Below are 1,418 nucleotides of genomic sequence, written 5' to 3'. Positions count from 1 at the left end.
ATATTCAAAATACCTATAAATTTACAAATAATAATACAATTAATACACTATCATGAAAAGAATTTTAATAACAGGAGCAGCTGGTTTTTTGGGCTCTCACTTGTGCGACCGATTTATTGCTGAAGGTTACCACGTTATTGGTATGGACAATTTGATTACGGGCGATTTAAAAAACATTGAACATTTATTCAAATTAGAACATTTTGAGTTTTATCACCACGATATTACCAAATTTGTTCATGTACCTGGAAATTTGGATTATATCCTGCACTTTGCATCACCAGCAAGCCCAATAGATTATTTGAAAATACCCATCCAAACCCTCAAAGTAGGTTCACTTGGAACCCACAATTTATTAGGATTAGCAAGGGTTAAAAAAGCCAGAATCTTAATTGCTTCTACGTCTGAAATATATGGCGATCCATTAGTACACCCACAAACAGAAGAATATTATGGCAACGTAAACACTATTGGTCCTCGTGGCGTGTATGACGAAGCCAAACGTTTTCAAGAGTCAATAACAATGGCTTACCATACTTTTCATGGTGTAGAAACCAGAATCGTAAGAATATTTAACACTTACGGGCCAAGAATGAGACTCAACGATGGCCGTGTAATTCCTGCCTTTATTGGGCAAGCACTTCGTGGCGAAGATTTAACTATTTTTGGCGATGGTAGTCAAACCCGTTCGTTTTGTTATGTAGATGATCAGGTAGAAGGTATTTTCCGATTGTTACATTCTGATTATGTTTTTCCAGTAAATATTGGAAATCCAGACGAAATAACCATCAAAGATTTTGCAGATGAAATCATCAAACTAACGGGTACCAATCAAAAAGTGGTTTACCATCCGCTGCCAATAAACGATCCACTTCAAAGACAACCAGACACCACCAAGGCCAAAGAAATTTTAGGCTGGGAGGCCAAAGTGAGCAGAGCAGAAGGCATGAAAATTACTTACGACTATTTCAAATCGTTATCTACCGAAGCGCTTTTGAAAGAAGAACACAAAGATTTTACTAAATACATATTTTAATTGAAAAAACGAATAGGCAGATACTCGGCTTACATAAGGCCCTTTACTTATCTTGTAGATTTATTGGTAATAAATCTACTGGCCGATTATTGGGTTTTTAGTAAATTTGGATATTTTGCCTTTGTTTCGATTGCTTGGTTTGTAACTTCTTGGAATACAAAATTTTATGAAGTTTACCGCTTTACAAAAGCTTTTGACATCCTCGAAAAAATAGTCAAGCAATTTATCGTTTTTCTCATTTTAAATTTTGCTTATTTAGGATTTTTATTAAAAATTCAAGAGGCTTCTGTAATGATCAAATACATTAGCCTCTCCATTTTTATCATTTCTTGTTTCAAATTTGCCATCTTTTTTGCTTTACGAATTTTTAGAAGCTTTTTTG

Annotated in this window: 1 protein-coding gene and 1 pseudogene; both read left to right on the top strand. The window is 34.5% G+C overall.

Going from position 1 to position 1,418, the window contains the following annotated elements; genetic code table 11:
- Nucleotides 1-52: 52 nt before the first annotated feature.
- Nucleotides 53-1,036: a UDP-glucuronic acid decarboxylase family protein gene (locus B0A58_RS16105; RefSeq protein WP_014082734.1), complete on the top strand. Its 984-nt coding sequence runs from the start codon at nt 53-55 to the stop codon at nt 1,034-1,036.
- Nucleotides 1,037-1,418: pseudogene (locus B0A58_RS16100) on the top strand (undecaprenyl-phosphate glucose phosphotransferase); the annotation flags it as partial.

The organism is Flavobacterium branchiophilum NBRC 15030 = ATCC 35035, from assembly GCF_002217205.1.
GTDB classification, from domain to species: domain Bacteria; phylum Bacteroidota; class Bacteroidia; order Flavobacteriales; family Flavobacteriaceae; genus Flavobacterium; species Flavobacterium branchiophilum.
Note: the sequence above shows the minus strand (reverse complement) of the source record. Positions and strands in the feature narration are given on the sequence as shown.

Coding starts and splice junctions, on each gene's coding strand:
- B0A58_RS16105 (WP_014082734.1), top strand. CDS start 53: ATGAAAAGAATTTTAATAACAGGAGCAGCTGGTTTTTTGGGCTCTCAC.